The organism is Maricaulis sp. CAU 1757, from assembly GCF_054482675.1.
The window spans coordinates 15,550-38,621 of record NZ_JBTLRI010000002.1 but is presented as its reverse complement, the minus strand read 5'-3'; the positions used below and the strand labels follow the sequence as shown (position 1 = coordinate 38,621).

Annotated in this window: 19 protein-coding genes and 1 tRNA gene; 11 read left to right on the top strand and 9 right to left on the bottom strand. The window is 66.2% G+C overall.

The features are described from left to right. Window positions 1-16: 16 nt before the first annotated feature. The gene (gene murA, locus ACXYMR_RS06425; protein ID WP_458941964.1) at window positions 17-1,297 is read right to left on the bottom strand and encodes a UDP-N-acetylglucosamine 1-carboxyvinyltransferase; all 1,281 of its coding nucleotides are present in this window, start codon (window positions 1,295-1,297) and stop codon (window positions 17-19) included. A 378-nt stretch (window positions 1,298-1,675) separates the two neighbouring features. Here murA and ACXYMR_RS06420 point away from each other — a divergent pair. After that, window positions 1,676-1,750, top strand: a tRNA-Thr gene (locus tag ACXYMR_RS06420). Between the two features lie 27 nt (window positions 1,751-1,777). Here the strand turns inward: ACXYMR_RS06420 and ACXYMR_RS06415 are convergent. Both ACXYMR_RS06415 and ACXYMR_RS06410 read right to left on the bottom strand, forming a co-directional pair. Then, entirely contained in the window at window positions 1,778-2,659 is an 882-nt protein-coding gene (locus tag ACXYMR_RS06415; protein ID WP_458941963.1) for a mechanosensitive ion channel family protein, read from the bottom strand. A 94-nt stretch (window positions 2,660-2,753) separates the two neighbouring features. Further along, window positions 2,754-3,137, bottom strand: coding sequence for a DUF6481 family protein (locus ACXYMR_RS06410; protein WP_458941962.1), 384 nt, complete (start codon window positions 3,135-3,137; stop codon window positions 2,754-2,756). A 179-nt stretch (window positions 3,138-3,316) separates the two neighbouring features. Between ACXYMR_RS06410 and ACXYMR_RS06405 the strand changes: the two genes are divergently transcribed. After that, window positions 3,317-4,060, top strand: coding sequence for a phosphatase PAP2 family protein (locus tag ACXYMR_RS06405; RefSeq protein WP_458941961.1), 744 nt, complete (start codon window positions 3,317-3,319; stop codon window positions 4,058-4,060). 54 nt (window positions 4,061-4,114) lie between these two features. After that, entirely contained in the window at window positions 4,115-5,146 is a 1,032-nt protein-coding gene (gene pip / locus ACXYMR_RS06400; RefSeq protein WP_458941960.1) for a prolyl aminopeptidase, read from the top strand. A 3-nt stretch (window positions 5,147-5,149) separates the two neighbouring features. Here pip and ACXYMR_RS06395 read toward each other — a convergent pair whose 3' ends face one another. Then, window positions 5,150-5,875 carry a DUF2793 domain-containing protein gene (locus ACXYMR_RS06395; protein WP_458941959.1) on the bottom strand — a complete coding sequence of 242 codons (726 nt, stop codon included), beginning with the start codon at window positions 5,873-5,875 and terminating at the stop codon, window positions 5,150-5,152. 169 nt (window positions 5,876-6,044) lie between these two features. Between ACXYMR_RS06395 and ACXYMR_RS06390 the strand changes: the two genes are divergently transcribed. The 6 genes from ACXYMR_RS06390 to ACXYMR_RS06365 all read left to right on the top strand — a co-directional run bounded on the left by ACXYMR_RS06390 (window position 6,045) and on the right by ACXYMR_RS06365 (window position 13,320). Then, window positions 6,045-7,478: a methylmalonyl-CoA mutase family protein gene (locus tag ACXYMR_RS06390; RefSeq protein ID WP_458941958.1), complete on the top strand. Its 1,434-nt coding sequence runs from the start codon at window positions 6,045-6,047 to the stop codon at window positions 7,476-7,478. After that, complete coding sequence (gene scpA / locus ACXYMR_RS06385; RefSeq protein WP_458941957.1) at window positions 7,475-9,616, top strand: methylmalonyl-CoA mutase; 2,142 nt, start codon at window positions 7,475-7,477, stop codon at window positions 9,614-9,616. Before ACXYMR_RS06390 ends, scpA begins: the two co-directional genes overlap by 4 nt. 77 nt (window positions 9,617-9,693) lie before the next feature. Further along, entirely contained in the window at window positions 9,694-11,484 is a 1,791-nt protein-coding gene (locus ACXYMR_RS06380) for an SLC13 family permease (RefSeq protein WP_458941956.1), read from the top strand. 86 nt (window positions 11,485-11,570) lie between these two features. After that, window positions 11,571-12,269 carry a type 1 glutamine amidotransferase domain-containing protein gene (locus ACXYMR_RS06375; protein ID WP_458941955.1) on the top strand — a complete coding sequence of 233 codons (699 nt, stop codon included), beginning with the start codon at window positions 11,571-11,573 and terminating at the stop codon, window positions 12,267-12,269. 191 nt (window positions 12,270-12,460) lie between these two features. After that, the gene (locus tag ACXYMR_RS06370; protein ID WP_458941954.1) at window positions 12,461-12,949 is read left to right on the top strand and encodes a CC0125/CC1285 family lipoprotein; all 489 of its coding nucleotides are present in this window, start codon (window positions 12,461-12,463) and stop codon (window positions 12,947-12,949) included. Window positions 12,950-12,996: 47 nt separating this feature from the next. Continuing rightward, the gene (locus ACXYMR_RS06365) at window positions 12,997-13,320 is read left to right on the top strand and encodes a heavy metal-binding domain-containing protein (protein ID WP_458941953.1); all 324 of its coding nucleotides are present in this window, start codon (window positions 12,997-12,999) and stop codon (window positions 13,318-13,320) included. On the opposite strand, the gene ACXYMR_RS06360 is transcribed toward ACXYMR_RS06365, so the two are convergent. The 3 genes from ACXYMR_RS06360 to ACXYMR_RS06350 all read right to left on the bottom strand — a co-directional run bounded on the left by ACXYMR_RS06360 (window position 13,304) and on the right by ACXYMR_RS06350 (window position 17,676). Continuing rightward, window positions 13,304-13,924 carry a hypothetical protein gene (locus tag ACXYMR_RS06360; RefSeq protein ID WP_458941952.1) on the bottom strand — a complete coding sequence of 207 codons (621 nt, stop codon included), beginning with the start codon at window positions 13,922-13,924 and terminating at the stop codon, window positions 13,304-13,306. The genes ACXYMR_RS06365 and ACXYMR_RS06360 overlap by 17 nt on opposite strands. Before the next feature lie 3 nt (window positions 13,925-13,927). After that, on the bottom strand, window positions 13,928-14,974 hold the full coding sequence (locus ACXYMR_RS06355; protein WP_458941951.1) for a hypothetical protein: 1,047 nt from the start codon (window positions 14,972-14,974) through the stop codon (window positions 13,928-13,930). Window positions 14,975-15,153: 179 nt separating this feature from the next. After that, window positions 15,154-17,676, bottom strand: a complete 2,523-nt coding sequence (locus tag ACXYMR_RS06350) for a TonB-dependent receptor (protein ID WP_458941950.1) — start codon at window positions 17,674-17,676, stop codon at window positions 15,154-15,156. Between the two features lie 262 nt (window positions 17,677-17,938). Between ACXYMR_RS06350 and ACXYMR_RS06345 the strand changes: the two genes are divergently transcribed. Beyond that, window positions 17,939-20,023: a prolyl oligopeptidase family serine peptidase gene (locus ACXYMR_RS06345; protein WP_458941949.1), complete on the top strand. Its 2,085-nt coding sequence runs from the start codon at window positions 17,939-17,941 to the stop codon at window positions 20,021-20,023. A gap of 26 nt (window positions 20,024-20,049) precedes the next feature. After that, complete coding sequence (locus ACXYMR_RS06340; protein ID WP_458941948.1) at window positions 20,050-20,997, top strand: carbon-nitrogen hydrolase family protein; 948 nt, start codon at window positions 20,050-20,052, stop codon at window positions 20,995-20,997. On the opposite strand, the gene ACXYMR_RS06335 is transcribed toward ACXYMR_RS06340, so the two are convergent. Together ACXYMR_RS06335 and ACXYMR_RS06330 are read right to left on the bottom strand one after the other, a co-directional pair. Beyond that, on the bottom strand, window positions 20,994-21,623 hold the full coding sequence (locus ACXYMR_RS06335) for a glutathione S-transferase family protein (protein ID WP_458941947.1): 630 nt from the start codon (window positions 21,621-21,623) through the stop codon (window positions 20,994-20,996). The genes ACXYMR_RS06340 and ACXYMR_RS06335 overlap by 4 nt on opposite strands. Further along, on the bottom strand, window positions 21,624-23,072 hold a 1,449-nt coding region (locus ACXYMR_RS06330), incomplete at its 5' end, for an amidase (protein WP_458941946.1).

The following is a 23,072-nucleotide window of genomic DNA, read 5'->3' as shown; positions in this document are numbered from 1 at the left end:
GCGCGTTCGGCCCGCCTCAATCGCTTTGACGTTCCACACGGGCACCGCACCCGCGCAGCTTGGCTTCGAGGCGTTCAAAGCCCCGATCCAGATGGTAGACCCGGTTGACCACGGTTTCACCCTCGGCGGCAAGCCCGGCGATGACCAGCGACACCGAGGCGCGCAAATCCGTGGCCATGACCGGGGCGCCGCGCAATTGCCCGACCCCGCGCACCACTGCCTCATTGCCGCGCACGGAGATGTTGGCGCCTAGCCGGCTCAGTTCGGGCACGTGCATGAAGCGGTTCTCGAAAATCGTCTCGCGAATCACCGACGTGCCCTCGGCCAGCGACATCAGCGCCATGAATTGCGCCTGCGCGTCGGTGGGAAAACCCGGATAGGGCTGGGTCTCGATGTCGACGGCGTCCAGCCGGTCGCCATTGCGCGCCACGCGCACGCCCGTCGGCAGCTTCTCGCCGGCGACGTCCTCGACGCTCACGCCCGCCTTGCGCATGGCCGACCACAGCGCCTTGTTGTGACCGTACACCGCCCCGTCCAGCAGCACTTCGCCCCCTGTCGCCGCCACAGCCAGCGCATAGCTCGCCGTTTCGATGCGGTCGGCCACGACACGGTGCTCGACGCCGTTCAGGCGTTCCTTGCCCTGGATGCGGATGGTCGACGTGCCGGCGCCCTCGATCTCGGCGCCCATGGCGTTGAGACAATCGGCAAGGTCGGCAATCTCCGGCTCGCGTGCCGCGTTCTCGATGGCGCTTTCGCCCCGTGCCAGCACGGCCGCCAGCATGGCGTGCTCGGTGGCCCCGACCGAGGCAAACGGAAGATCGACCTCGCCGCCTCTGAGGCCGCCCTTGGGCGCCCTGGCGTTGACATAGCCGTCGGCCAGTTCGATCTGGGCCCCAAGCGCCTCCAGCGCCTGCAGGTGCAGGTCCACCGGCCGCGAACCGATGGCACAGCCGCCCGGCAGCGACACCTTGGCCTCTCCTTCGCGCGCCAGCAGCGGTCCGAGCACGTTGAAGGTTGCGCGCATCTTGCGCACCAGGTCGTAGGGCGCATAGGTCGAGCGGATGGTGCCGGCATGCAGCTTCAGCGTCGCCGGGTCGCTCTCCTCGACCAGCACGCCGAGGCTGGCCATCAGATAACCCATGGAACGGGCGTCCGCGAGACGCGGCATTTGCGTCAGTTCGACCGGCTCGTCGGTCAGCAGGGCTGCGGCCATGAGCTTGAGGGCCGAGTTCTTGGCCCCGCTGATGCCAATGCGCCCGTTGAGGCGCTCGCCGCCCTGAATGACAATCCGGTCCATGATCTCTCCCTGAAAGCCCGCAAGGGGCATTGTGTTATCCGCACGGGCGCGTCGGCCTGCCCGTGCTGTTGATCCAGCCGGAATGCGTCAGCCTTGCGGCGAGTCGTCCGGTTCGTCCGTCTTGGTGTCAGCAGCTTTCCTGGCCGCAGCTTTGCGCCGGCGCAGATTCGCACGCAGCGCTTCGGCCAAACGCGCCTCCTTGGAACCGGGTTCCGGGCGCGTCGCAGTCTTGCGGGACGGGGCTTTGGAGGGCGGTGTTTCTGGATCGCTCATGCAAAAGGTCATGTCGAATGCAGCTGACAACGTCAAGACGCCCTTGGCGGATCGAAATGTCTGCGCTATAGCCCCGGTCCTCGACGCCGAAAGGCGACACCGAGCGCCGCTATAGCTCAGGGGTAGAGCGTTCCCTTGGTAAGGGAGAGGTCGAGTGTTCAATTCACTCTAGCGGCACCATTCCCCCCCTTTTCCCAGCCGGGCCCGTCAGCGCTTCTCGCGCTTCGGCCAGTTGAGCTTGAGCTCCGGCTTCACGACATCGGGCCGGTTCTCGCTCTCGAAGCTGATGGCCACCATCCACGGCTTGTAGTCGGGGTGATCGGCGGAGAACTCGGCCACCACCTCGTTCAGGTAGATGTCCTTGATCGGATCGCCGCGCCCCGGCCAAATGCGGAACTTCATGCGCAGGATCTCGCGCCCAGAGCTCAGCGTGATGCGCGCTTCCTTGGACGGTCGCGACAGGAAAATGCCGGGAAATTGCTCGTGGAACCCCTGCATCAGTCGCAGCGCGGTGCGCTCGCCGGCATCGCGCTGCTCGGCATCCCCCGGCAGGGTGACATCGACAATGCAGCGTACATAGCTGCGCGGATAATTGATCACATTGTTCACGGTGCGATTGGGAATCAGCACCTTCGCCCCCAGCGCATTCTCCAGCACCACGAAGCGCATGGTGATCGCCCGCACGATGCCGGTCTGGCCGGAGATCTCCACCAGATCCCCGACATCGAGCAGGTCGGAGAAGATGAAGGTGAGGCCGTTGACCACGTCCTGCACCAGGCCCTGCGAGCCGAATCCGATGGCCAGCCCAATCACCGTGGCGCTGGCCAGATAGGCGGTCAGCGACACACCGAGCTGCTGCAGGATGAATCCGATGGTCAGGAAGTACAGCGTGAACACGCCGATACTGGCCGCCAGCGAGGTCACCGAGCGCAGCTTCTGGTGTCGCCGCTCGGGAAACCGCCCGGCCGTGAACCAGGCGAGAAAGCGGATCAGCCGCACCAGCAGGTGTACCGCCGCGGCGATGCCGACAATTGCCAGTAGCCGCCAGCCCAGCGGCAGCTCGGGAATCGCACTCAACAGTTCAGTCACGTCGCCCCTCCGGTCGGCTTTCGATTGCCAATCGACCGGATGCTACACGACCCCGGCGGCACCGGGACAGCGGATCGACGCAGCGCGCCCGGACCTAGCGCTTCTTGCGCGCCTTGCGGGCGGCATACTTGCGGTCGCGCTCGGCCTTGCGTTCGGCTTCCTCGCGCAGCGCCTGCTCGGCAAACTCGGCTTCCGCCTTGGCCTTGGCCTCGGCCTCTGCAGCCGCGTCCTCGGCCGCTTTCTTGGCCTCGGCTTCCGCCTTGATGCGGGCCGCCTCGGCTTCTTCCGCCTTGACGCGCTCGCGTTCGGCGCGGCGTGCCTCGCGGGCTTCGGCGACCTGACGGCGCTTCTCCGCCTTGGCGGCAGCGACCGGGTTGTCAGGGTCCTGTGCGGACTTGAACTTGTTCAGCAGTGCTTTCTTGGCGTCGGCAGCGGCCTTGCGGCGATCGGCAAAGTTATTCGGGTCGGCGTGTTTCAAGGAAAGTCCAATTCATTCGTGTTGGGTCCGCCGGGCCAGGCGGAAAGCGGCGCACCATAGGGCAAAGCTTGGCAAAACGACATGCCCGAAACTGCTCAGCCCGGGATAAAACATTCAGGCCCGGGATTTGCGCCCCCACGGCTTTGACAAATCAGCCCTGATGGGGAAGGTCTTGGTGTATGCGCAAACCGTCTCCCCGTTCCGTTGCCGCCGTCAGCCTCGTTGGGTTGGTCGCTGTTTACATTGCTGTTTTCCAGCTGGCCGTTGTTTTGCCGCTGGACGAGGCGATCATTGGCGGCCTCGCCCGCCTGGACGGGGCATGGCTCAAGCCGATCTTCACCGCGATCACCATGACAGGCGATTTCGAAGTCACCATGCCGATCGACGTGGTGATTGTCGGCGTTCTGCTGATCCAGCGCGACTGGCGCAGCGCCATCTCCGTCACTGTTCTCTTCCTCGGAGCCTGGGGCATGGTCAAGCTGCTCAAGGGCCTGACCCTGCGCGATCGGCCCTTTGTCGAGCTGTATGGCGGAGTGGAGAATTTCAGCTTCCCCTCCGGCCACGCCACCAATACCGCAGTCACCATTTTCGTCCTGATCTGGCTGGGGCTGTCGGTGCTGCGCGGACAGGCGCGCAAGATCTATGCAGGTGCCCTGATCGCCTGGCTTGGCCTGATGGGCCTGTCGCGCATGTATCTGCAGGCGCACTGGCCCAGCGACGTCCTGGCCGGCTACCTGCTGGCCGCCCTCCTGTTCGCTGTTGTGGCGCTGTTCAAGGGCAGTCTCGCGCCGCTGAAGCGGCCCGGCTATCTCGGTCTCATCGGGGCCGCCTGGCTGCTTATCGCCGGCTGGCACGTGACCACCCAATTCCCCGAAACAATCGAATTCTACGATCCGGAACGGTCCTACGAACAGGTCGACTGAAATCGGCCGCACGCTCCCCTTGCCCCGGCCTGCCGGACCGATAGGGTCGGCGTCATGACTCACCTGTTTCCCGATACCCAGCCCCGCACATCCGGTCACCTCTCCGTCGGTGAAGGCCACAGCCTCTACTGGGAGCGCTGCGGGCGCCCAGACGGCCTGCCCGTACTGGTCCTTCACGGTGGTCCCGGCTCGGGCATCTCGCCGCGCCTGCGCCGCCTGTTCGACCCGGAACGCTTCGACATCATCCTGTTCGACCAGCGCGGCTGCGGGCGCTCGACGCCGCACCTGTCGGTCGACAACAACACCACCGCCGAGCTGATCGCCGACATCGAGGCCCTGCGCGGTGAGCTCGGGGTCGAGCGCTGGATCGTGTTCGGCCCGTCCTGGGGCTCCACGCTCGCCCTCGCCTATGCCGAGGCCCATCCCGACCGCGTCAGCGCCCTGGTGCCCGAAGCCGTCTTTCTGGGGGGCGAGGCCGACCTGCGCTGGATGTTCGACCCGGAACAGGGCTCGCGCGCCTTTCCTGACGCCCACGCCGACTTCATCGACCCGGTGCCGCACGAATGGCGCGGCTCGGTCAACCTCCTGCTCGCCTGGTGCAATGACGCCATGGCCGCGGAGGTAGAGGCCGGCTTTCCGGTCCTGCGCCGTCTCGCCGACCCTGACGCCACTCGCGAAGATCTGCGGGCCTCGACCATCTATCGCTGGAACGAGTATGAGGACCGGCTCTCCTACCTGGATCTCGGACCGCAGGAGGCTCTCGCGGGGCTGCGTCAGAAAGGCGCCGACCAGCTGGCCTCCCGCGCCCTCGTCGAGATGCACTACTTCCGGCACAACTGCTTCCTCGAACGCGACCAGCTGATCCGTCAGGCCGACGCCCTCAAGGACATCGAAATGCACATCCTGCATTCGCGCTACGACATGGTGTGCCCGATCGAGAACGCCTTCCGCCTGGCCGAGGCGTGCCCGCACGCCAAACTGCACATCGTGCCGGTCAATGGCCATGCCATGACCGAAGCGACCCAGGGGCCGCTCAACGCCATCATGGACGAGATCGCCGGACATCTGGATGACAGTGCTCACTGACCCCTAGGCCCCTGGTGCCCGGGGGATCCAGGCATGTATCCCCAGCCTTACCCGTCCGGCGGTGAAACCCCCGCCATTGGCGGTCAGGACGATCGGCGTGTCGGCATAGAAGGGGGTCGGCGACACCACGCCGAGATTGCTGTCACCGGGATTGATCCCGAGCATGCCACCGAATTTCGCCGGGTCCCCGGGCAGGCCGCAGTCAAAGCTGCTGGCGCCCGCAATCGCCTCCGACACGGTCACCGACACCGCCATCAGGACCGCGCGTTGCGGAATGACCGGCGCGGTCGAGACCGTGGCTCCCGAGAGGCCGGTCAGCTCGGCCTCGATGACAACCGCCTCGGTTGCCGCACCGAGCGCGCCCTCGGCGATCCAGTGCCGGGACGCGGCAACGTGCCAGCCCGCGCTGCCAAAGCGCACCTCATGGTCCTCGTCCGCCACATGCACCCGCCTCCCGCTTGCCGGCGTCACCACGTGCCAGCTGCCGTCGCGCCAGTATGCAATCTCCCCTGCCGGGACGGTCGACCAGTCCGCGCCACTCGCGCCGGCCGGAACGATCCAGGCCTGCCCCTCCAGCGGCCCGGTCGGCTGCTCTATCACCGATCGGCTTTCCACCGCCGTCATGACCAGCGCGTCGAGCGCGAGCAGCGCTTCGTTGACGGTCACATGCTTCTGGGCTTGGGCGGGCTGGATCAGCGGCAGTCCCAGTCGGGGCGTTGTTTCGGCCATCGGTTCATCCTCGCATTTCACCATCATCCGGGGCGCATTCTACACCCGCCAGAGGGGGGTGGGGATGAACGGGCCAACTGCCGATACAAGCGACGCGCCCTTGACGCCCGCGCCCCACGTGCTTTTTCTCCGCGCCTGCATGGACTTCCGGCGAAGGGATGAACCCGATATGAGCGACAGCGACAAAGTCTCGGACCGGGGAAAAATTTTTTCCGCGGCGGAATCCTGGCGTCCCCTGGCCGAAAAAGCCCTGCGCGGTGCTGCCCTGTCGACGCTGGATCGCCGAACCGTGGACGACATCCTGCGCGGCCCGGTCTTCTTTGACCGCCCCGCCGAAAGCCACGCCGTCGACACCGCGCCGCGCGATCTCCACCTGCCCTGGGGCATGCGCCAGACCATCGTCGAGCAGACACCCTCATCCGCCAACGAGGCCGCCCTCGCCGACCTCATGGGCGGAGTCTCGGAACTGGAATTGCGGCTCGACCCTGAAGGCCGCTTCGGCCTCAAGGCCAACGAGCTCGACCTGCTGGACGCCGCCCTGAAGGGCGTCGACCTGTCGCTCGCCCCGGTCCATCTCGACTGTATTGCCGGCCAGGGCCACCACGCCCGCCTGGCGCTCAGCCTGTTCGCCCGCCGTCGCCTGGACGGAGAGCTCCTCGAGGGCGGCCTCGGCCTCGGCCCGATCGAACGGGCAGCCCGTCAGGGCGTGGCCCTCGACCCGGACTGTTTCACCAAGGCGCGCGAAATCACCGAACTGTCCCAGGCCGCCTTCCCGCGTCTCAAGGTCTATCGCCTCAATGCCGCCCTCGCCTTCGAGGCTGGCGGAAGCGAAGTCCAGGAACTCGCCGTCATGGCCGCCGCCGGCGCGGCCTACATGCGTCACCTGCTCGACTGGGGCTTCGACGCCGATACCGCGGCTGGCCTGATCGAGGCCCGCCTCGCCGCCGACAGCGACATCCACCTGACCATCGCCAAGCTGCGCGCCGCGCGCCGCATCTGGGCCCGCATCGCCGACGCCTTCGGCGTCGCCCCCGACCAGCGCCGCCTCGCCCTGCACGTGCGCACCGCCGGTCGCATGCTGTCGGCCAGCGATGCCTGGACCAATCTGATCCGCACCTCCTGCGCCGGCTTCGCAGCCGCCGCCGGCGGCGCCGATGCGATCACCGTGCGGCCGCTCACCGCGGCCATCGGCCGGCCCAACGCCTTCGCCCGCAGGGTCGCCCGCAACCTGCACATCCTGCTGGCCGAGGAGAGCCATCTCGGCAACGTCACCGATCCGGCAGCCGGCGCCTTCCTGCACGAGCATCTGAGCGACCAGCTGGCCCACCAGGCCTGGGCCCTGTTCCAGGACATCGAACGCCGCGGCGGGCTCGCCGACGCGTTTGCCGACGGCTGGCTGCAGGGGCTGATTGCCGACAAGCGCGAGCAGCGCCTGGTCCGCATCCGCGACGGCCAGGATCCGATTCTCGGTGTCACCCAATACGTCGATCCCGATCCCCGCCCGGTCCCGGTCGAGGATGAATGGCCCGAGGAGGAGGACGTCCCCGACACCGCCCTCGCCCCGGTCCGCTTTGCCGCCGAGTTCGAAGGGAAACAAGCATGACCCGCCCCGATTTCACCCGTCTCGACCTTGGCGAAGCCCAGAGCCCCGGCACCGGTTCGCGTGACCCGTGGACTCCGGCAGAAGGCATTGCGATCCAGGCCCAATACCGGGCCGAGGACACCGCCGACCTGGACACACTCGAAGTGCCGCCCGGCGCCGCGCCCTTTGTCCGCGGCCCCTATCCGACCATGTTCCTCCAGCGCCCCTGGACGATCCGGCAATATGCCGGCTTCTCCACCGCGGAGGATTCCAACGCCTTCTACCGGCGCAATCTCGCGGCCGGCCAGAAGGGCCTGTCCGTGGCCTTCGACCTGGCCACCCACCGCGGCTATGACAGCGACCATCCGCGCGTCTCCGGCGATGTCGGCATGGCCGGCGTGGCCATCGATTCGATCTACGACATGCGCACCCTGTTCGACGGCATCCCGCTCGACGAAATGTCGGTGTCGATGACCATGAACGGCGCCGTCCTGCCGATCATGGCGCTCTACATCGTCGCCGCCGAGGAACAGGGCGTGAAGCCGGACCAGCTCTCCGGGACCATCCAGAACGACATCCTCAAGGAGTTCATGGTCCGCAACACCTACATCTATCCGCCCTCGCCCTCGATGCGGATCATCTCCGACATTTTTGCCTACACGTCGGAAAAAATGCCGCGTTTCAACTCGATCTCGATCTCCGGCTACCACATGCAGGAAGCCGGTGCCTCGGCTGACCTCGAGCTCGCCTACACCATCGCCGACGGGCTGGAATACATCGCCACCGGCATCGAGGCCGGCCTCGATGTCGACGCCTTCGCGCCGCGCCTGAGCTTCTTCTTCGGCATCGGCATGAATGTCTTCATGGAGATCGCCAAGCTGCGCGCCGCGCGCCTGCTGTGGGCCCGGCTGGTGAAAGAACGATTTGATCCCAAATCGGAAAAATCGATTTCCCTGCGCACCCACTGCCAGACCTCCGGCTGGTCGCTGGCGGCCCAGGACGTGTTCAACAATGTCGGACGCACGACCCTCGAGGCGATCGCCGCCGTCGACGGTCACACCCAGTCCCTGCACACCAATTCGCTCGACGAGGCGCTCGCCCTGCCGACCGATTTCTCCGCCCGCATCGCCCGCAACACCCAGCTCCTGCTGGCCGGCGAGGCGCATCTCTGCGACGCCATCGATCCGTGGGGCGGCAGCCACTACATCGAGCGCCTGACCCACGACCTGGCCGACCGGGCGATGCAGCATATCGCCGAGATCGACGAGCTCGGCGGCATGGCCAAGGCCATCGAGGCCGGCATCCCCAAGCTGCGCATCGAGGAAGCCGCCGCGCGTACCCAGGCCCTGATCGACAGCGGCCAGCAGACCATCACCGGCGTCAACAAGTTCCGCCTCGACGAGGAAGAGGACGTGCCGGTCCTCAAGGTCGACAATTACATGGTCCGCAAGCAGCAGATCGAGAAGCTCGAAAAGCTCCGGGCCGAGCGCGACCAGGCCCGGGTCGACCGCGCCCTCGACGCGCTGACCAAGGCCGCCGAGACCGGCGAGGGCAATCTGCTCGCACTGTCCGTCGATGCCGCCCGGGCCAAGGCCACGGTGGGCGAGATCTCCGATGCCATGGAACGCGCCTTCAACCGCCATGTGGCGGAAATCAAGGGCGTATCCGGCATCTACGCCGCGGCCGCCGGCGATGATGACCGTGTGGTCCGGGCCTGCCGCCTCGCCGAGAAGTTCAAGGAGCTGCACGGCGAGAAACCGAAGATCCTGATCGCCAAGCTTGGCCAGGACGGTCATGACCGGGGCCAGAAAGTGGTCGCCTCGGCCTATGCCGACCTCGGCTGGGACGTCGTTATCGGCCCGCTCTTCCAGACCCCGGCCGAAGCGGCCAAGCTGGCCGCCGAGGAGAAGGTCCACGCCGCGGCCGCCTCGTCGCTGGCGGCCGGCCACCTCACCCTGGTGCCCGAACTGCGCGACGCCCTGCGCGATGTCGGCCGCGAGGATGTGCTGGTCATTGTCGGCGGCGTCATCCCGCCGGACGACGAGCCGGTGCTGCGCCAGATGGGCGCCGCCGCCGTCTTCCCCCCCGGCACCATCATCGCCGACAGCGCTGTCGTCCTGCTCGAACGCATGGGGGTGAGCGAGCCGGAAGAGGCCTGATTGGAGGTTCTGCGGACGCCCGAGGCGGGCCGCGCGATTTTCGTTGCTAGGGCGAGCGTTTCCGTCAATATCGCCGAATGATAACGGCTTTCGCCGGACTGCTCGATACCCATTCGGCGTGGATTGCCCTCGCCCTTGTCGGCTTGCTCCTGGCGGCATTCATCACCGAAGCCTACCCCCCGGAAGTGATCGCCGCTGCCGGGGCCGCTGCCTTTTTGACGCTCGGCCTGGTCGACACTTCAACCGCCCTCGCGGCCTTCGCCAACCCGGCCCCGATCACCATCGGCGCCCTGTTCGTGATCACCGGCGCGCTGCTGCGAACCGGCATCCTGGAGGCGGTCAGTAGACGGCTCATCGGGCTGGCCAGCACGGCGCCGGCTGCGGCGCTTGCCAGCATGTTCGGGGGCACATTCGCGGCCTCGGCCTTTCTCAACAACACGCCGGTGGTGATGATCATGACGCCGATCGCCCGCCGGCTCGCCGAGCCCTTGCGCACCCTGCCCTCCAAGCTCCTGATCCCGGTTTCCTACGCCGCAATTCTCGGTGGCACCTGCACCCTGATCGGCACCTCGACGAACCTGCTCGTGGACGGTCTGGCCCGCGATCTGGGACTGCCCCCGTTCAGCCTGTTCGAGATTACCGGGCTGGGCCTTGGCGTCGGCCTGGTCGGTGGTCTCTACCTGCTGCTGGCCGGCCCCCTCATGCTGCCCATGCGCCCGTCACTGTCCGACACGCTGGAGCGCCGTGAGCAGTCCCGTTTCATTGCCGAAGTCGTGGTACCGATGAATTCGGCGCTCATCGGCCAGCCACCGCGCCAGGCCGCACCATTCCGCCACCCCGACGTCAGCCTCGTGGATCTGCTGCGCGACGGACGGTCGTTTCGCGCCGAACTGGACGCGACGCGGCTTCGCGCCGGCGACCGCCTGGTCGTCGAGACCTCGGCCGGCGAACTTCTCGGCCTGCGCGAGACCCTGGGGCGCCAGAGCGAAATCCAGCCCCTATCCTCGCGCAAGCTGGTCATTGTCGAAGCCTTGGTCGGCCCCGGCCGCGGCCTGGTCGGCCGCACGCTCGCCGATCTCGACCTGCCGACCCGCTACGGTGTGTTTGCCCTGGCCCTGCACCGGCGCGGACGCAATTTCGGCGGCGGGTTCGAGCACGAACACTTGCAGGTCGGCGACACGGTCCTGTTCGAGGGCGCGCCGGACGCGATAGCCCAGCTGTCCGCCCGCATCGACCTGCTCAGCCTGAACCAGACGGCCGCCCGGCCCTACCGGCGGCGGCGCGCGCCGGTGGCCCTGCTCATCCTGGCCGGCATCGTCCTGCTCGCGGCCTTCGATATCGCGCCGATCGCCGCCCTGGCCCTGATCGGCGCTGCCCTCGTCCTGGTCACCCGCTGCATTGATGCCAGCGAGGCCATGAGCTCGATCGACGGACGACTGCTGACGCTGATCTTTGCCATGCTGATCGTCGGCAGCGGGCTGGAACAATCCGGTGCCGTCGAACTGGTCATCGGCCAGGTCGCGCCGGGGCTGGCAGGCGCCCCGCCCTGGCTCGTCCTGGCGCTCGTTTACGGCCTCACCTCTGTCCTGACCGAAACCGTCACCAACAACGCCGTCGCGGTCATCATGGTCCCGCTGGCGGCGGCCCTGGCTGCCCAGCTGGGGCTCGATCCACGGCCCTTCCTGGTAGCCGTGATGTTTGCGGCCAGCGCCAGTTTCGCCACCCCGATCGGCTACCAGACCAACACGCTGGTCTACATGGCCGGCGGGTATCGCTTTGCTGATTTCCTGGTCATCGGGTTGCCGATGAATATCGTGGTCGGCATCGCCACCATCTTGCTGACCCCCAGATTCTGGCCCCTGGCCTGACCGAAATCTGAAGCCTGGCCCTTGCAAACTACTGCGGCGACCACAGGTTAGGAGTCCCCCCAACACGAACCCCGGAGCGCTTCCTGATGAATATCCTGATGATCCTGACCTCCCACGACAAGCTGGGCGACACTGGCAAGAAGACCGGTTTCTGGCTCGAGGAGTTCGCCGCGCCCTACTACGTGTTCAAGGATGCCGGTGCCGAGATTACCCTGGCCTCGCCCAAGGGCGGACGCCCGCCGCTTGATCCGATGTCGGACGATGAGGACGCCCAGACCGAGGCGACGCGGCGCTTCAAGAGCGACAATGAGGCCAATGCCGCCCTGGCCCATACCGAGCGCCTGGCCACGGTCTCCGAAAGCGATTTCGACGCCGTCTTCTTCCCCGGCGGACATGGACCGCTTTGGGACCTGGCCGAGGACAAGGACAGCCAGGCCCTGATCGAGGCCTTCGCCGCCGCTGGCAAGCCGATCGCCGCTGTCTGCCACGCGCCGGCCGTGTTCCGCCATGTCAAGACCGCCGACGGCGAGCCTTTCCTCAAGAACCGCCAGGCGACCGGCTTCACCAATTCCGAGGAAGAAGCGGTCGGCCTGACCGATGTCGTGCCCTTCCTGATCGAGGACATGATCCGCGAACAGGGCGGCAGCTACGGCAAGGGACCGGACTGGGGACAATTCGTCGTTTCCGACAATGGCCTCATCACCGGCCAGAACCCGGCATCCTCGGCCCCCGCGGCCAGCGACCTGGTGGCCCTTGTCCGCGACCGCGAAGCCGCACTGGCCTGATCAGGCCGGCGTGACCCGAGACGGGCGACCACCTGACTGGCGGTCGCCCGCTTCTGACCGAAACCAGGGAACACCGAATCCAGGGAACAGGGGCGCGCAAACCTCGTTACACGCTTGCATGCGCCCGTTCAGTTCGGCGTCATGCGGTCCGTGTCAGACTGTCCAATGCGATTGTGCAAAGGAAATCCACCATGCGCCCCGTCCTTGTCGCCCTTGCCCTGCCCCTGCTTCTGGCCGCCTGCGCGTCCGGTCCCAGCCCCTACGCGCCCGCCAGTGGCGATGAGCGCGGCTGGTCGGTGCGCCAGATCGAGGCGGACCGGTTCCGGGTGCGCTATGCCGGCGGCCGCGACATCTCATTCGAGGAAGCGGAAAACCGCGCCCTGCGCCGCGCCGCCGAACTGACACTGGAACAGGGCGGCGACTGGTTCATGGTCACCGGGCGGACCGGCGACGGCGATGACCGCAACCCGGTCCGCGTCGGCGGATCGCTCGGCCAGTCCTGGGGCTCCGGCGGTTATTCCGGCCGCAGTGTCGGCCTCGGCCTGCGTTTCGATGCCGGGGCAGGCGAAAAGTCCGTGACCCTGGAAATCCTGGTCCGCAGCGGTGAAATCCTCGACATTCCCGACGCCTACGACGCCCGGGATGTGCTGTCTTACAGTCCCTCCGCGCGCGCTCGCTAGGCCGGTTATGATGGCGCTTCGAACCGCAAACGGGAGCAAGTGTCATCATGATCGTCACCACCACCCCCTCCGTCGAAGGCCATAGCATCACCGCCTACAAGGGCGTCGTTACCGGCGAGGCCATTCTCGGCGCCCACCTGTTCCGCGACCTGTTCGCCGGCATCCGCGACATTGTCGGCGGCCGCTCCGGCTCCTACGAGAAATCGCTGCGCGAAGCCCGCGAGATCGCCCTCAAGGAACTCGAGGACGAAGCCCGAAAGCTGGGCGCCAACGCCGTCGTCGGCGTCGACCTCGACTACGAAGTGATCGGCGAACAGGGCTCGATGCTGATGGTCTCGGCGTCAGGGACCGCGGTCAGTCTCGACTCGTGAGCTGTTTCGCCTGACCGACCCAGTCGTCGCGGCGGATGCGGCCACGACCGTTGATCTCGGCATCCCAGCGGTCGATGTCGGCATCGCTCCAAGCGGCTATGTCCGCCAGGCGCGAGACACCGCCCTTCTTCAGGGCGGCCTCCGCCTTGGGACCCAGTCCTTTGATTTTCTTGAGGTCGTCGTCGCTGCCTTTGGGCATGCCGGCGACTGAATCCTGGCTGGACGCTTCCGGGGTCACCGGATTGGCCGGGCTGACCAGCGCCGGTTCTTCCGGCTCGGCATCGAGCGCGGCCTCACTGTCGGAGGACTCCAACTCCATTGGTTCATCGTCTTCGCTGTCCGGAACGACAGGGTCGGCCGGCGCGGCGACGGCCTTGCCGGGATCATCTTCGGGCTCGGACCGATCGGCTGACCGTGACGCCCCCGTCTCTCCCAGCCGTCGCGCCAGCGTTTCGTTCTCGCGCCGCAGTTCAGCCGCTTCCTCGCGGGCCTCGACCAGTTCGTCCGAGCGCCCCGGACCACTCCAGATCCGGTAACCCAGGAGCACGCCGAGACCGACGGCGATCAGCAGGAGCAGGCCCATTTGCCAGATCAGGAAGAGCATGTCTCAGTCCTCGGTTGAAGTGATCGAAAACACGATGCCGGGCTCGCCCTCGCCCAGCACGGCAACGTCGACACGGTCGGCTGCCGGCGTCGTCCGGAACGCATTGCGAACCGTCGCGATGCGCCCCTGGTCTAGCTGGGCCAAGCCACTACCACCCGTCAGGGTGATAGCCAGACGGGCATTGTCCGGACAGGCGGCAAAGGCCCGGGCAATCCGCCGCAGGGCCACTGCGGTCAACGGACTGGCGGCCGGGCCATCGCGCTCGAAGCGCAGCGCCTCGGTGCCCTGTGCCGCCCGAATGACGGTTGCGCAGGCGGCCACGGAAGGGATGCGCGACACGGAAGGCGCTCCGGCCGGGGTGACCAGGCTGGCGGCGGTGAACGGCAGCGGCATGTTGGCCAGCGCATTGGCCACAGATTGGGCGATCTGCGGATTGGCCGCCTCCCCGACCAGCGCGGCCTGGTTGCCCTGCAGCACCACCGCACCGCGTTCTAGCCTCGCCAATTGTCCCAGGAGGCGGCGCGCCGCCACTTCCCATTCCGGCGACACCGCGCCGCCTGGAACCAGGGTCAGGTCGGTGTCCGCACCCTGGCTGAAATTGGCTTCGGCAAAGCGTGTTATGGCATCGCGGGCCTGGGCGTCGCTGGCATCGCCGCGAATCTGCACCCGCCCGTTGAGGCTCATGTCGGCGCGGAACAGAAAGCCGCGTTCGACCCGGGCCGGAATGGTCTCGTCGATGACGCGGGTGACCCCGCCGGCGATCATGCCGCCCGCCCAGGTCGAATTGGCCACGGCATCAACTGCATCAATGCGATCAAGATCACTCGGCGCAGCTCCGGTCAGGACTGCGACCTGGCCGTTCATCCGCACCGTCGCCCAATCATGCCCCCGGGTCTCCAGCGCAGCCATCGCATTGTCGCGCAACCGCCCCTCGATGGCGCCCACCGAGAACGGCCCGACCGACAGGACGAACGCCGTGCCGAGCACGAATAATCCCGCCGCGATCAAGAGCAGCTTGCGGACACGTGGGCTGGCGGTCATGACGGTCATCAGGGCGGTTCCAAGGGACGCGGCAAACCCGGTCCAACTCGTGGCCGAGTCACAGGTTCGAGCTCTAAACACCATTAAAGATTAGGCATCTCAAGAACGCAATCGGTGAGGTGTTAAAGCATTAAAAAAGGGGCCGGAGCGATCGCTCCGGCCCCTCTCCAGTTCTACGGGACCTGGTCCTAGCGGCGCGCGCGCAGGGTCAGGCCATAGGTCCGCGGCTGGCCGAGGAAGGCGTTGAACGAGCCCGGCTGGAAGGGACCGTCGAAGCCGACCTGGATGTAATCCTCGTCGAACAGGTTGCGGCCCCACAATTCCAGCGACCAGGATTCGTCGCCGGCACCGATGCCGACCCGGCCGTTGAAGATGGCGTAGGCGTCCTGGACCTTTTCCGGATCCAGGTCCGAGCCGGTATTCTGCTCCGACATCCAGCGCCCGTCGAGGTGCGCCAGCCACATCATGCCATTGTCGAAATCACCGTTGTAGGTGACCGAACCGGAGGCATACCATTCCGGTGCCAGCGAGAAGTTCTGACCCGACAGACGGTCGACGTCTGGCGTCCCCGTCGGGGAGAATTCGTCGTAACTTGCATCGGCATAGGTGATACCACCCTGCATGGTCAGGCCCGGAATTTCATCCGGCAGCCACAACAGTTCCAGCTCGGCGCCCTGGGTCGAGGCCCCGTCAATGGAGGTCACGAAGAAGGCGATACCGTTGAAGGTGTTGAGCTGGTAGGTGCCGAATTCCGAGCGGAACAGATAGAAGTTGGCGAGCAGGCTGTCATTGAGCCATTCGGTCTTGAAGCCGAGCTCATAACTGTCCACCGTCTCCGGGTCGAAACGCGCCGGATAGCTTTCCGGATTGGCCAGAACGCTGGTGAAATTCACCGCCGACGAGCCTGCCTGGGTAAAGCGGTCGAGGTTGAAGCCGCCCGCCTTGTAGCCCCGCGAATATGTGGCGTACGCCAGCAGATCCTCGTTGAAGCGATGCGACAGCGAGAGCAGGCCGGAGACCTCGTTCTCTTCCAGGGACTGGGTGTTGTCGATCCGTGAGAAGACATCACGCGAGAATGGCAGGCAGGTGAAGGTACCGAACTGGACCAGGCTGGCCACGGGCACGCCCGACCCGCCGGAGAAGCCGGCCAGGATGGCCTGGTTGGTCGGGGTCGAGAAGTCCAGCGCGTCGCCGAACACCGCTTCCCAGACGTCACAGGCCGGCACGGCGCTGTCGGCAAAGTCGAAGGTCGCCGTCTTCTCCGTCGAGGTGTGACGCAGGCCGAAGGTCAGGTCGGTATTGTCACCCAGACGCCAGGTATTGTGAGTGAAGAAGCTGAGACTCTCGCCCTCCTGCGTGTACACATCCCCCAGCGGATTGCCGCCATTGAGCGGCGCGCCCTGGCCCGGGGCCAGGCCGGTAAAGCCCGGAATGAAGGTGAAGCCGAGCCCGTTGGCCAGGTCGGTGACCAGGGTCGGGCTGCCGCCCAGCAGGCCGAGATAGGGTTCGAACTGGGCGCCCATCACGATCGCATCGGCGCGCAGCAGCGACTCGTCCGAGTAGTACATGCCGAACAGCCAGTCGAAGTCCTCGGTCTCGCCGGCGATCCGCGCCTCGAAGGTCAGGTTCTCGAACTCGAACCGGTTTTCGTCGGCATTGCGGTAGACGATATCGGCGCCGGTGAAGTCGGTGTCCTGGCCGGACCGCAAATCATAGCTGCGGTCGGAAATGATCGCGGTCAGGTCGAAATTGTCGAACTCCCAGTTGAGTTCGGCCTGCATTCCGCTGTCTTCGATCTCCTGCTCGGTTGGCCGGTTGGACTGGATGACGCGTCCGAACGGGTCCTCATTGCCCGGCGTCGGCCGGGCCCCGGGAACCAGCGCGTTGATGGCCAGCGAGGTCGGCCCCGAGACGATGCTCGGCGCGCCGCAGCAATCTTCATCGCGCTCGGTATAGTCCCCTCCGACCAGAAGGCTGACGCGGTCATTGAACTCGAACAGAACCTGGCCGGTGACGGTGTGGAAGTCCTGGTTGGCATCCTCGGTCTCGGTGCGCGGACCGTTGAAGGTCTGCACGGTCTGGAAGCCGTCGCGCTGGCGCCGGGCGCCATAGAGGCGGAAGGCGACCTGCTCGGCCACCGGGCCTGTAACACCACCCGACAGGCCCCAGCCGTCGGCTCCGCCGCCCTGAATGGTTGCTTCACCATGGGCCGCGAACTCGAACTCGGGACGCTTGGTCACGATATTGATGATACCGGCCGACGTGTTCGCCCCGAACAGCGTACCCTGGGGGCCGCGCAGCACTTCGATGCGGGACAATTCGCCGAGATCGTTGAAGCCGACGCCGGTCCGGGCACGCGGGACACCGTTGATGACAACACCGACGGAGGATTCAAGACCCGGATTGTCGCCCACAGTGCCAATGCCGCGGATACGGGCCGTGGTGACAAATTCGTTGGAGGTGGAGGTCACGTTCAGGCCCGGCGCGATCACGGCCAGATCCTTGAGGTCACGCACACCGGCGTTGGTCAGCAATTCCTCATTATAGGCGGTCACAGCGACCGGGACATCCTGGATGCCCTGTTCGCGTTTCTGGGCGGTCACGGTGATGACGTCAACCGACCGGGTTTCCTGAGCCGCGGCCTGGCCGGCGCAGAGCGCCGTTGTCGAAGCAGCCGCAAGCAGCAGTGTACGGTAAAATGCAGTTCTCAAGGATCTTCCTCCCGTTTGGGGGCGGACAGATCCGCCCAAACAGCTCGCCAGTTCTTGTGCCCCACTGGTCAAGCTCGATCAGCTTGCGCGAATTCCTCAACAGGGTGAAGAAAAATCAGGGTTGGAAATCAGGCCCATTGCCATACCGGCGGCTCAAACGCGTTATTTCTAACTGGGTGTTGCCGTTTGAACACAGCAGGAATACTTGCCGGATCGCTCTGGCCCGTGCCTGATACCGCACCGCGCAACCGGAGACCGATCCGTGCAAAATTCCCGTCCGAAACTCAACCTGACCGCCGGGGTCGCGCTGCTGGCTGCAATCGTCCTGTCGGGCCTCGCCGCCGCCCAGCCGCTACAGCCCGCGGACATCTTCCGTCTCGAAGCCGCGGCCGACCCGCGCATATCTCCGGACGGGACGCGCATCGCCTATATCCGCCGCAGCAATGACATCCGGAACGACGAGACGCTGGAGGCGGTCTGGCTGGTCGAGGTGGATGGCACCGCACACCGCCCGCTCCTGACGGAACCGGGCACTGCCAGCCTTCCGCGCTGGTCGCCCGACGGCGCACGACTGGCCTATCTTCATCAGCTGGATAGTACCACCACCCTGCGGGTCTTTGAGCCCGCTACAGGCGCGCACCGAAGCATCACCACCCTGGAAATCGGTCCCGGTGAAATGGCCTGGTCGCCGGATGGAAGCCGTCTCGCGGTGGCTGCATTCCTGCCGGGTCAGGGTGTCCCCGCCGCCGCCCTGCCGCAGCGAGAGGATGATATGGACTGGGCCGCCGGCGCCCAGGTTGTCCAGCGTCTGGGTTACCGCTTTGACGGCGTCGGCCCGATGCCGGTCGGTTCCCAGCAGTTATTCCTCATCGACCTGGCAACTGGCCGGATCGGCCAGCTGACCCGTGACAGCGTAGGAGCGTCCGGCGATTTTGCCTGGACGGCCGACGGCCGCGCCCTGGTGTTCGCCGCCGACCGGCGTCCGGCATCAGGTACACTGGCCCCCGACAGCGAACTCTTCCGTCTGGATATCGCCACCGGCCGCACGACACCACTGACCGGGCGCACCGGCCCCGACACCAGCCCCCGCCCGTCCCCCGATGGTCGCCACCTGGCCTGGCTGGGTTTTGATGACCAGCGCCTTGGCTATCACAATGTCGAGCTTTATGTCGGCTCGGCCGATGGCTCTTCCCCGCGCAGCCTGAGCCACGCCCTGGACCGGTCGGTTGCGGCACCGGTCTGGCGCGCCGACGGTCAGGGGCTGCTGGTTCTGGTCGAGGATCACGGCGATACGCGGATCGCCGAGGTGTCTCTGGACGGCACCACGCGATACCTGACCGACGGCCTGATCGGCGCCACCTTCGGCCGCCCCTATACAGGCGGCAGCTTCAGCCTCTCAGACACCGGGCTTGTCGCGGCCACCTTGGGTTCGAGCACCTCACCATCCGATATTTACGTCGGCGAGCCAGGCCGCCCGTTATCGCGGCTGACAAGCCTGAATGCCGACATTCTGCCCCAGCGCCGGCTCTCACCGGCCGAACCGGTCAGCTGGACGTCGCCACATGACGGCCGGCAGATCGATGGCTGGGTGCTCTATCCGCCGGGCTTCGACACGCGACGGGAATGGCCGATGATCCTGGAGATCCACGGCGGTCCGTTCTCCGCCTATGGTCCATCCTTCTCGGCAGAGCTCCAGCTCATGGCCGCCGCCGGCTATGTCGTCCTCTTCTCGAACCCCCGCGGTTCAACGAGTTACGGTCATGAGTTCGCCAACCTGATCCATCATGACTATCCCGGTGACGACTATGACGACCTGATGGGTGGGGTGGATTTCATGCTCAGCCGCGGGTTCGTCGATCCCGACCGCCTGTTTGTCACCGGCGGTTCGGGCGGCGGCGTGCTGACCGCCTGGATCATCGGCAAGACCGACCGTTTCGCTGCCGCGGCGGTCGTCAAGCCGGTCATCAACTGGGCCAGCTTTGTGCTCTACTCCGACCTGCCGCAATACTTCTATCGCTACTGGTTTGCCGGCCCGCCCTGGGAAATCCCGGACGAATACTGGCGCCGTTCGCCGCTTTCACTGGTCGGCGAGGTGTCGACGCCGACGCTGTTGATGGTCGGTGGCTCGGACCTGCGCACTCCGGTCGCGGAGACCGAGCAATACTACGCCGCACTGCAGTTGCGTGGCGTTCCGAGCCGGCTGGTCACTATTCCGGAGACCTATCACGGCATCGCCAATTCCCGGCCTTCACGCCTTCTGACCAAAGTGGCGGAGATCCTGCGTTGGTTCGAGGAGTATGATCCGGCGCCAAACGCCACGGGCACCGCTCGGCCCGCTGCCGAATAGCGCCGTCAACGAACGGGAGTGCACAGATGCCGGAAATCACCATCGCCGCCATTCAGGCAGCCCCTGTCTTGTTCGACCGCGAGGCGTCTTTGGACAAGGCCTGCGACCTGATCCGGCAGGCCGCTGCAGGAGGAGCCCGTCTGGCAGCCTTTGGGGAGACCTGGCTGCCCGGCTACCCTTTCTTCATCGAGGCCCCCTTGAGCCCGCTCTGGTGGGAGGCGGCAGCGCTTTATCTGGAGAATGCCATCCAGGTTCCGGGGCCGGAGACCGAGACACTGTGCCGGGTGGCGAGGCAGGCCGGAATCGATGTCGTGATCGGCGTCGCCGAGCTCGACCCGACAACCCGCGGCAGTGTCTATGCCAGTCTCGTCTTCATCAGCCGCGACGGTGAACTGCTCGGGCGCCATCGCAAGCTCAAGCCGACGCATCATGAGCGGTCGGTGTGGGCCGACGGCGACGCTGAGGGCTTGCAGGTCCACGATCGGCCCTATGGCCGCCTGTCCGGCCTCAATTGCTGGGAACACAACATCCTGCTGCCCGGCTTCACCCTGATCAGTCAGGGCACCCAGTTCCACGTTGCCGCCTGGCCCGGCCGCGAGCCGGAAAGCGCGCCCGACAACCCGGTCTGGTCACGCCAGGTCCTGCTGTCGCGGGCATTCGCCAGCCAGGCCGGCGCCTACGTGGTCGCGCCAGCCGGGCTACGCCTCAACGAGCACGTCCCCGAGCGGTTTCGCGAACTGTCCAGCTTTGAGCATACCGGCCAGAGTGTCATCATTGACCCGCGCGGCGAGATTATCGCCGGCCCCGCGGAAGGCGAGACCATCCTCTATGCGCGGGCCGACACGCGTGAGATCGCCAAGGCCAAGTCGGCCTGCGACCCGGCCGGGCATTACTCGCGTCCCGACCTGTTTGAGCTGCGCCTCGCCGGCCGCCGTATTTTTCCGCCGGACCCGACAGGCAAGTTCAAGAATTAGGCGGATGCGCTGGGGCGTGCGGCCACAGCCTCATACCAACGGGCCAGGTGCACCTGGTCCTCGCTCGCACGGATCTTCACCCACTTCGCGAAGTCGACGAATACGAAGGCCGCGATGTCGGCGGCGCTGAAGCGCTCACCCGCCAGATAAGCCTCGTTGCCCAAGCGCTGGTTCATTTCTGCAAGGAAAGCGGTCGCCCGTTCACGCCCCCGTTCGGCCAGTTGGGGAATCTGCTCGTAGGGGCGCGGCCCAGGCAAGGCAGCCTTCTGGAAAAAGTCCGAGGTGTTGCGCAACACCTCGGCGACCGCCATCAGGCCTTCCCATTCGACCCGGCTCCACCATTCCGCAACCAGCGCTCGCTCCACGGGATGAGTACCCAACAGCGGCGGTTCGGGAAACATGTCTTCCAGGTAGCGGGCAATCGAGGCATTGTCGCACAGCACGATACCGTCATCGAGTACCAGACTGGGCACCGTACAGCGCGGATTGACGGCCCGGTAGGCGTCACTGAACTGGGCCCGCGCGGCCAGATCGACCTGCTCGGTTTCTACCTCCAGCCCCTTCTCGGCCATGAAAATACGCGCGCGGCGCGGACTGGGCGCGGTCTTGCAATCGTAGAACTTCATCTAGCCGTCTCCGAAGACTGGCGGTCGCTGGTCGGCAACACCCAGTCGCGCTTCCAGCTCCCGTCCAAGGGTGATCAGGCGCCCTTCTTCGAACAATGGAGCCCACAGACTGGTGGTCTGCGGAACCCGGTGGATGCCCTCGCCGTCGCCCTCGCTACCGAACAGGGAGCGGGTTGCCTGCTGGTTGAACCCTGACCGGAAGGCCAGCTGGGGGTGACCTGTGAAATTCGTGATCAGCAGTAGGGCTCCCGCGAAGTTCGGGCCGATCATTGCGTCGACATTGTCAAAGGCGTCCTCCATGACCTGCATCACCTGGCGGCGAAACCGGTCGATATTGATCAGATCGACTGCCGAGATGAAACGGGCCCGACGCCAGGTGTTCGGCCAAGCGGCGGCATCCTGCCAGACCAGCTCATCGTCGCGATTGCTCAAGGTGAGTTCTTCAAAGGCCGCCGCGGCCTCGGCCTCCACGACCGCAAACAGGGCATCATAGGGCAGGTCTGGGAGCTCGACCTCGACCAGCTCCACTCCCGCGGCCCTGGCGGCATCCAGCGCAGCCCTGTCTGCGTCGGTCCCGGCTTCGAACCAAGCTGGAGCATATCCCAGCCGCATGCCGCGCGGACTGGCTGCAAGGTCCGCCTCGAACCCGACATCAAGACTGGCCGGGTCGGCCGGGTCGTGACCATTGAGGGCTGCCAGCACATAGGCGGTGTCATCCACGGACCGGGTCATCGGGCCGATCTTGTCGAGACTCCAGCACAGGGCCATGGCGCCATGGCGGGACACCCGCCCGAAGGTAGGGCGAAGTCCGGTATTGCCGCAGCGGTTCGAGGGCGAGACGATCGACCCCAGGGTTTCCGTACCGATGGCAAAGCCAACCAGGCCTGCCGCCGTCGCCGACGCCGACCCCGCGCTGGAACCGGACGAGCCCTCCTGGATGTTCCATGGATTGCGCGTCGTGCCTCCGAACCAGCGGTCGCCATAAGCGATTGCGCCATTCGTGGTCTTGCCGAGCAGGACCGCGCCGGCTTCACGCAGTCTGCGTGTCACCGTGGCGTCGCTGTCCGCGACGCGGTCGCGATAGGGCATGGCCCCCCAACTGATCCGCACGCCCTCGGCATCGATGATATCCTTCAGCCCATAGGGAATGCCGTGCAACGGCCCGCGAATCTGACCTGAAAGTCGTTCCCGGTCTCGAGCGTCGGCCTCGGCCCGCGCCTGGTCGGCCATGACGGTTACGAAACATTCCAGCAGGCCGGCATGGCGCTCGATCCGACGGAGATAAATATCGGTCAGCCGCCGCGACGTGAGTTGTCCGTTTGCTATCCAGGCTGACAGCTTCCACACCGGGGCGAACGCGATATCGGTCTCCCCGGCGGGAAGTGGACCGGCCTCGCCATTGCCGCCCGAGACCCTGTTGTCCTGACCACGATAGGTCCGTCCAGGCAG

Excerpts from the sequence above, each read along its gene's own strand:
- pip (WP_458941960.1), top strand. The coding sequence starts at position 4,115 with ATGACTCACCTGTTTCCCGATACCCAGCCCCGCACATCCGGTCACCTC.
- scpA (WP_458941957.1), top strand. The coding sequence starts at position 7,475 with ATGACCCGCCCCGATTTCACCCGTCTCGACCTTGGCGAAGCCCAGAGC.
- ACXYMR_RS06365 (WP_458941953.1), top strand. The coding sequence starts at position 12,997 with ATGATCGTCACCACCACCCCCTCCGTCGAAGGCCATAGCATCACCGCC.
- ACXYMR_RS06395 (WP_458941959.1), bottom strand. The coding sequence starts at position 5,875 with ATGGCCGAAACAACGCCCCGACTGGGACTGCCGCTGATCCAGCCCGCC.
- ACXYMR_RS06340 (WP_458941948.1), top strand. The coding sequence starts at position 20,050 with ATGCCGGAAATCACCATCGCCGCCATTCAGGCAGCCCCTGTCTTGTTC.
- murA (WP_458941964.1), bottom strand. The coding sequence starts at position 1,297 with ATGGACCGGATTGTCATTCAGGGCGGCGAGCGCCTCAACGGGCGCATT.
- ACXYMR_RS06370 (WP_458941954.1), top strand. The coding sequence starts at position 12,461 with ATGCGCCCCGTCCTTGTCGCCCTTGCCCTGCCCCTGCTTCTGGCCGCC.
- ACXYMR_RS06390 (WP_458941958.1), top strand. The coding sequence starts at position 6,045 with ATGAGCGACAGCGACAAAGTCTCGGACCGGGGAAAAATTTTTTCCGCG.
- ACXYMR_RS06405 (WP_458941961.1), top strand. The coding sequence starts at position 3,317 with ATGCGCAAACCGTCTCCCCGTTCCGTTGCCGCCGTCAGCCTCGTTGGG.
- ACXYMR_RS06375 (WP_458941955.1), top strand. The coding sequence starts at position 11,571 with ATGAATATCCTGATGATCCTGACCTCCCACGACAAGCTGGGCGACACT.
- ACXYMR_RS06380 (WP_458941956.1), top strand. The coding sequence starts at position 9,694 with ATGATAACGGCTTTCGCCGGACTGCTCGATACCCATTCGGCGTGGATT.
- ACXYMR_RS06360 (WP_458941952.1), bottom strand. The coding sequence starts at position 13,924 with ATGCTCTTCCTGATCTGGCAAATGGGCCTGCTCCTGCTGATCGCCGTC.
- ACXYMR_RS06355 (WP_458941951.1), bottom strand. The coding sequence starts at position 14,974 with ATGACCGTCATGACCGCCAGCCCACGTGTCCGCAAGCTGCTCTTGATC.
- ACXYMR_RS06335 (WP_458941947.1), bottom strand. The coding sequence starts at position 21,623 with ATGAAGTTCTACGATTGCAAGACCGCGCCCAGTCCGCGCCGCGCGCGT.